Annotated in this window: 4 protein-coding genes; all 4 read right to left on the minus strand. The window is 35.1% G+C overall.

What is annotated here, in order from left to right; all coding sequences use genetic code 11:
- Positions 1 to 26: 26 nt before the first annotated feature.
- Positions 27 to 4526, minus strand: a complete 4500-nt coding sequence (dnaE, locus tag ABF281_RS01580; protein ID WP_347179946.1) for a DNA polymerase III subunit alpha — start codon at positions 4524 to 4526, stop codon at positions 27 to 29.
- Between the two features lie 240 nt (positions 4527 to 4766).
- Positions 4767 to 5876 (minus strand): biotin synthase BioB, encoded by a 1110-nt coding sequence (bioB, locus tag ABF281_RS01585; protein WP_347179947.1) that lies wholly within the window; start codon positions 5874 to 5876, stop codon positions 4767 to 4769.
- A gap of 46 nt (positions 5877 to 5922) precedes the next feature.
- The gene (locus tag ABF281_RS01590; RefSeq protein ID WP_347179948.1) at positions 5923 to 7086 is read right to left on the minus strand and encodes a beta-ketoacyl synthase N-terminal-like domain-containing protein; all 1164 of its coding nucleotides are present in this window, start codon (positions 7084 to 7086) and stop codon (positions 5923 to 5925) included.
- A gap of 39 nt (positions 7087 to 7125) precedes the next feature.
- Positions 7126 to 7704: a MarC family protein gene (locus ABF281_RS01595; RefSeq protein ID WP_347179949.1), complete on the minus strand. Its 579-nt coding sequence runs from the start codon at positions 7702 to 7704 to the stop codon at positions 7126 to 7128.
- Between the last annotated feature and the right edge of the window lie 152 nt (positions 7705 to 7856).

Here is a 7856-nt window from a genome sequence, read left to right on the forward strand (position 1 = left end):
GTTTGCACTAAGCAAACACCTTTTTTTTAATTTAGCTTATATTCAAAACCTTCCTTGTCCAAGTAATTAAATAACTCAGCGTTTACTTTTAATTTGTAGGTTCTTGAAAACATTTCGATATCAATCTTATCTTTTTCAGAAAGCAAATTAAAACCAACAGTCTGCTTAGCACCTTCTCCTGAGAACCCTGACAATAACATTGCTAATTGCTCTATTCTATCCTCTCTTATTTCATGCATTCTAAATTTAAAAGTGATTTTTTTGCATTTTTTATTTAAGACATCTGACAACAAAGAAAAGTCAGAAAACTTAACTCTTGGATCACTCTCCGTTCCATCTTTTTGTGTCCATCCCCTTTGAATTGTTCCACTAAGATATAAGAATGAATTATGAACTAGTAAATGTTGAAATCTCATATAATCTTCTCCAAACAATCTAAATTCGTGAGAATCGGTATAATCTTCAATTATAAAAGAGCCCCAACCATTACCATTTTTTGCAATTCTGTGCTCTGCACTTGTTAAGATTCCTGCAAAAGAAAATCCATTTCCTACATACTTCTTGATATCCCCTTTGAACATACCTACATTGCAATTGGTAAATCTCATTTCATTCTTATAATCATCCAAGGGATGTGCTGAGATGTAAATTCCGACCACTTCTTTTTCTTTAGACAATGTTTCCATAGTCCCCCAAGTTTCACATGGTGGTACTAGTGGCTCTGGTAATTGGACGTCAGAAGCCTCACCAAAAAGTGATACTTGGGGTGAATTAACACTTTCTTGATAAGCATATCCAAATTTCATTGCTTTTTCCAAAAAGGTCATTCCTTTTTCGTCTGCGGCAAAAAACTGTGCTCTGTGTATATTTCCAAAAGAATCAAAACCTCCAGCTAAAGATAATCCTTCAAAAGCTTTTTTGTTACATGTCCTTAAGTCAACACGTTTGGCAACATCGAAAATAGATACAAAAGGACCGTTTTTTTTTCGTTCGTCAATAATTCCATCCACAGCAATACCACCTACTCCTTTAATAGCTGCCATACCAAAACGAACTGCCCCTTCATCGTTCACAGAAAATTTTGCATAAGACTCATTTACATCTGGCCCAAGCACAGTCAATCCCATACGCTTACACTCTTCCATAAAAAATGTAACCTGCTTGATATCATTCATGTTGTTCGATAACACTGCTGCCATATATTCTGCTGGATAGTGTGCTTTTAAATAAGCGGTTTGGTAAGCAATCCATGCATAACAAGTAGAGTGAGACTTATTAAAAGCATAAGAAGCAAAAGCCTCCCAATCTTTCCATATCTTTTCTAAAGCCTTTTCATCATGTCCATTTGCAGTAGCCTGAGACACAAATAATGGCTTCATCTTTGCCAATACTGCAATTTGTTTTTTTCCCATCGCCTTACGCAAAGTATCTGCTTGACCTTTTGTAAAACCGGCTAAATCTTGGGACAGCAACATTACCTGCTCCTGATAAACAGTAATTCCATAAGTCTCTTCTAGACGCTTCTTATATTCGTCTGCAGGCAAATCATAAACAATTTCTTCACGCCCATGTTTACGATTAATAAAGCTTGGTATGTATTCTAAGGGCCCTGGTCTATAAAGAGCATTCATGGCAATCAAGTCTGCAAAAACTGTAGGTTTCAACTCACGCATGTATTTTTGCATCCCAGGAGATTCGTATTGAAAAATCCCTACTGTCTCACCCCTTTGAAATAATTCATAGGTTTTTAAATCATCAATCGGAAAACTTTCAGGGTCTAAATCTACACCGTGCCTTGCTTTTACAATTTTACATGTATGCTTAATCAATGTCAAAGTCTTGAGCCCTAAGAAATCCATCTTTAACAAACCAGCATCTTCAACAACAGAGTTATCGAATTGAGTGACATACATATCTGAATCCTTCGCTAAAGCTACCGGTACAAATTTTGTTATATCATCAGGTGTGATAATGACACCACAAGCATGAATTCCTGTATTGCGAACAGAACCTTCTAACACCCTAGCTTTGTTTATGGTTTCTGCTTCAAGGCCATGACCCTCAGATATTCTCTTTAACTCATTGACCATTTCAACTTCTTCAGAGCGAAGCTTTGATGCCAATTCTTTTTCTTCTAAACCAAAGATTTTCTTTAGCTTCATCCCTGGAATTAATTTAGCAATTCTATCTGCTTCAAACAATGGTAAATCTAAAACTCTAGCGGTGTCTCTAATAGAAGATTTTGCAGCCATTGTACCATAGGTGATAATTTGTGCTACCTGGTTAGACCCATATTTATCAATTACATAATCAATGACACGACCACGCCCTTCATCGTCAAAATCAATATCAATATCGGGCATAGAGATTCGCTCAGGATTTAAAAATCGCTCAAAAAGTAAATCATACCTAATGGGATCTATATTCGTGATCCAAAGACAATAAGCAGCAACTGAACCTGCTGCTGATCCACGACCTGGCCCTACAGAAACCCCCATGTTTCTTGCTGCCCTTATAAAATCTTCAACAATTAAAAAATACCCTGGGTAACCTGTTTTGGCAATTACGTCTAACTCTAAATCTAGGCGCTCTCGTATGGCCTCTGTTATTTCACCGTATCTCTTTTTAGCTCCTTCATAAACCAAATGCCTTAAAAAATTATTCTCCCCTCTTTTACCACTATCTTTTAAGTCTTCTAAATCTTTAAATTCCTCAGGAATATCAAAAGCAGGAAGTAATACATCGCTTGCTAAAGTGAAGGGTTGAATTTTATCTACTAGCCCTTGTATATTAGTGATTGCTTCAGGAATATCTGCAAAAAGCTGTTTCATTTCCTCTTGAGACTTAAAATAATACTGATCATTTGGCAACCCATAACGATAGCCTCTTCCCCTACCAATAGGGGTCACTTGCTTTTCCCCATCTTTTACACACAATAAAATATCGTGGGCATTGGCATCTTCTTTAGCGATGTAAAAAGTATTGTTGGTCGCAACCACCTTCACGTCATGTTTTTTAGAAAAATCAAGTAGAACTTTATTTACTACATTTTCATCCTCTTGACTATGACGCATGATTTCGATATACAAATCATCTGCAAACTGTTCTTTCCACCAAACCAATGCTTCCTCTGCTTGTTTTTCTCCTATATTTAGAATTTTGCTTGGAACTTCTCCATATAAATTTCCAGTCAAAACAATGATATCTCCTTTGTATTCTTCAATAATTTTTCTGTCAATCCTGGGAACGTAATAAAAACCGTCTACAAAAGCAATTGATGACATTTTTGCTAGATTCTGATAACCATTTCTATTTTTCGCCAACAAAACAACTTGATAGCCGTTATCTTTTTTAGTTTTGTCTAAATGGTTCTCACAAACAAAAAATTCACAACCTACAATGGGCGTCAATTCATTTTCCTCAAAAACTCCTCCTTCCTCTTGAACTTGATGTCTTCTTTCTTTTACCCCTTTATTATAACTCGAAACTGAATTGGTAAAATGAAAGGCCGCCATCATATTTCCAGTATCAGTCATCGCTACAGCTGACATATTATGCTTACCTGCAGTTTGTACCAAAGCATCTATTTCAATGGTAGACTGTAAAATAGAATATTGGGTATGATTGTGTAAATGTGCAAAAGAAACCTCTTGTAGCTTTGCTAGACTTTCCTTTGTATTGATCTCAGTTCCTCTAGCACTTTCCTGCTTAAGTTTACGCTTACGTATTTTCTCACTTTCTTTCTTTAAGTTCAAATGTTTTAAGCCTATCAATTCAAAAGGTTTTGGATTGACAGTATTAAACTCAGTAAAATATGAAGAGTCAACATCTAATTGTTCCTTTGTGAAATTTTGTTTTCTAATCAACTCAAAGAAACATCGTGTAGTAGCTTCTACATCAGCTGTTGCGTTGTGGGCCTCTCCAAAACCAACACCAAACAAAAAATGATGTAACTCAGTTAGTGTGGGAAGTTTAAACTTTCCTCCTCTACCTCCTGTTAATTCACATAAATTAGCAGTAAACTCCGTACAAGTATCTAATATACCCAGTAAATTTTTATCTGAGTCATACAAGTCATCAATAGCCATTGAGCGATTTTTTGGTACTCTAGTCCTAAAATCATAAGCTTGCATATCAAGACGATCAAATTCAAAAGCCTTAAAATTTGGTAACATACCTGCCCTGATAAACTCAGCTCCCATGATATTTACGTCAAACGTAACATTTTGACCAACTAGAAACTTGGTTTTATTCAAAACCAAGTTAAATCGATTTAAACCCTCTCTTAAAGTAATCCCTTCCTTTTCTGCAAGTTCTGTTGAAATACCATGAATTTTTTCAGAATCAAAAGGAATGTTAAATCCATGGGGCTGAATCATAAAATGATCATGTTCAAGTACACGTCCCATACCGTCATGTAACTGCCAAGCTATCTGTATACACCTAGGCCAGTTATCAGTATCTGTCATAGGAGCCTTATAGTTTTTTGGCAAACCTGTTGTTTCGGTATCAAAAATTAAATACATATCTATTTATTTGGGAAGTTCTAAAATACAAAATATATCACGTAAAATATTGGGTATTCAAAAGGTTAAAAAAATAGTTATCAACTACAAGCATGACCTTTTTAAACACTCAAAGAGATAAATCTTTATCATGTCAATATGTTCTTTATTTTTACTTAGCGACAAAACAAAAGAAGGTTCTAAAATAAAAAAGACTCGTAATGTTTTATTACGAGTCTTTCCTTTTTTACTATTAAAAAATTATGCTTTTTCTTTAGCTCTAATTTCTTTTGCTTTTTGTTTGGCCTCTTCGTTTTTTGCGATTTTGTGTTCAGGCCTAGTCCACTTTGGGTTTTCTCCCAACGCTTGATAATCTGAATTTTCAGCTGGAACGGACTTTGGCTGAACTTTTTTAGTGAATGGTTTCATAGGATTTAATCCTAACTTTTTAAATAATTTCATATCCTCATTAACATCAGGATTAGGTGTAGTTAATAATTTATCACCTGCAAATATTGAATTGGCTCCCGCAAAGAAACAAAATGCCTGCCCTTCTTGACTCATTTGAGTTCTACCAGCAGACAACCTAACTTGGGTTTCTGGCAACACAATTCTTGTTGTCGCTACCATTCTTACCATATCCCATATTTCAACTGGCTTCTGATCTTCTAAAGGAGTACCTTCGACAGCAACTAAAGCATTTATTGGAGTTGATTCAGGTTGAGGGTTTAATGATGATAAGGCTACCAACATTCCTGCTCTGTCTGCTATAGACTCACCCATTCCAATTATACCACCTGAACAAACCGTTACATTTGTTTTACGAACATTATCTATGGTGTCTAACCTATCCTGATAACCTCTTGTAGAAATCACTTCTTTATAATATTCTTCAGAGGAATCTAAATTATGATTATAGGCATACAAACCTGCCTCTGCTAGACGTTTTGCTTGATTCTCAGTAACCATTCCTAATGTACAGCATACCTCCATATCTAACCTATTGATAGTTCTAACCATTTCTAAAACTTCGTCAAACTCAGGTCCATCTTTTACATTTCTCCATGATGCTCCCATACAGACTCTTGAAGAACCTGAAGCTTTAGCTCTAAGCGCTTGGGCCTTTACTTGTTGGACTGGCATCAAATCATTTCCATCGATATCTGTATGATAGCGGGCTGCTTGTGGACAATAACCACAATCCTCTGAACAACCACCTGTTTTTATTGATAATAAAGTTGATACCTGAACTTCATTTGGCTCATGATGTAATCTATGTATAGTAGCTGCCTCGTACAAAAGCTCCATCAAGGGTTTGTTGTATATTTCTAGGATTTCTTCTTTCGTCCAATTGTGTCTAACCTCACTCATAAAATTTCATTTTATTGATATAACAAAAGTAGTAAAATTTGCTGCTTTAAATAGTATTTCTTTTCAAAACAACACTTACAGCATTACCACCAAAACCTACAGCATTCACCATAATACGTTCAATTTTTTCTGGTGCTTTTAAATTCTTTAAATAAGGAATCCCTATAAACTCCTGTTTTTCAAGCATCAAAATTGCTAATTCCATACTTAAAGAACCTGAAGCTCCTAAAGTATGACCTATTTTCCATTTATTTGAGGTGACCGCAGGTATATTACTTCCAAAAACTTTTTCAATAGCTCTCATCTCAGAAGAATCACCTTTTATAGTTCCAGGAGCATGCATCACAATAACATCAACATCTTCATCAATATAACTCAAGGCCATATGCATAGAGTCTTGAAAGCATTTTGCATCCTGGGTTACCGAAACATTATGGGTTAATTTTTCTGTTCCATAACCTATAGAATCTATAAGAGCCAAAGCATTGGACTTAACTCCTTGTTCTAAACAAAAAATAGCTGCTCCTTCCCCGAGACACATGCTATTCTTGGACTTTTCAAGATCTAAAGCCCTACATGGATACTCTAGTTGGTGATCTGAATAAATTTTTAAAGATTGCATCTGGGCAATAGTGAACGCTGTATTGGGAGCTTCTGTTGCTCCTACCATAAACTTTTCTGACATACCAGAATTGATCCAGGCAACTGCGTTCAATACTGCATGAAGACCTGTTGAACAAGTAATTGAATGTGTGATTACAGGGCCTGAAGACTGCAGATCATCGGCAACCCAAGTGGACAAATTACCCAATGTTGTTGTTGGAGAGGTCAATGGAGAAACCCTGCTCTTATGATTTGTTGAAAAATCATCATAAAATTGTTCAAACAATTGTGTAGCGCCTCTTGAAGAACCAATATTGACACCAAATGTAGCATTCTTATCCCAACGCGCATTTTTGAGCGCCTTCCTTGCCGCATAAATAGCCATCAAAACAGTTTTGTCTAGTACTTGATATTTTTGGTGAGAATGTTTTAATGAATGGATAGCCTGATCCAAATGAGTTGGTAATCTACTAACCAAACCGCTAACATTATCATATGTAATTTGCTCAAGAAAATGGTTTTCTATTGCATAAGCACCCCAAACTTCATCTACATCTGAACCTAATGCAGAAATGGAACTGTAACCTGTTATTGAGATCGTTTTCATAGGTGTAAAATGATAAAATGTAACTGATAAGAAAAAAAATTAGAACAATTGATTTATATTACTGGTAAATAATTTAACGGCTATCGATAACAATATAACCCCAAAAACTTTTCTGAGGACGTTTAAACCTACTGACCCTAAAATATTTTCTAAACGCTGTGAAGTTTTCAAAACAAAATAAACAAAAATACTATTGATAAATATCGCTACAATAATATTCTCTAATGCAAATTCTGCACGCAATGAAATAAGTGTAGTCATGGTACCTGCACCAGCAATGAGAGGAAAAGCTAAAGGCACAATAGAGTGAGACCCTATCATTTCATCTTTAAAAACTGTAATTCCCAAAATCATCTCTAAGGCAATAAAAAATATAATAAACGAACCCGCTATGGCAAATGAATTTACATCTATACCTATCAAATTTAAAATCTCATCACCAAGAAAAAGAAATAGAATCATCAGAATGATAGAAACAATAGTTGCTTTTCCAGATTGTATATGACCTGCTTTTTTTCTTAAATCAATAACAATGGGTACGCTTCCCAAAATATCGATAACAGCAAACAAAATCATTGTAGCTGTAATTATTTCCTTTAAATCAAAATGTAAACTCATAACAACAAATTTACATTAATAATATAAAAAACACTGAACGTTTTCATATTGATTCCCATTACTATTTATAGTATTTACGGGTTGGTTTAGGATGGGGTCAAAAAAAAACTTCATTCAAGATCATGAATGAAGTTTTTAAAGAAAGGCGATGA

It is taken from the genome of Wenyingzhuangia sp. (assembly GCF_039768515.1).
GTDB lineage: Bacteria > Bacteroidota > Bacteroidia > Flavobacteriales > Flavobacteriaceae > Wenyingzhuangia.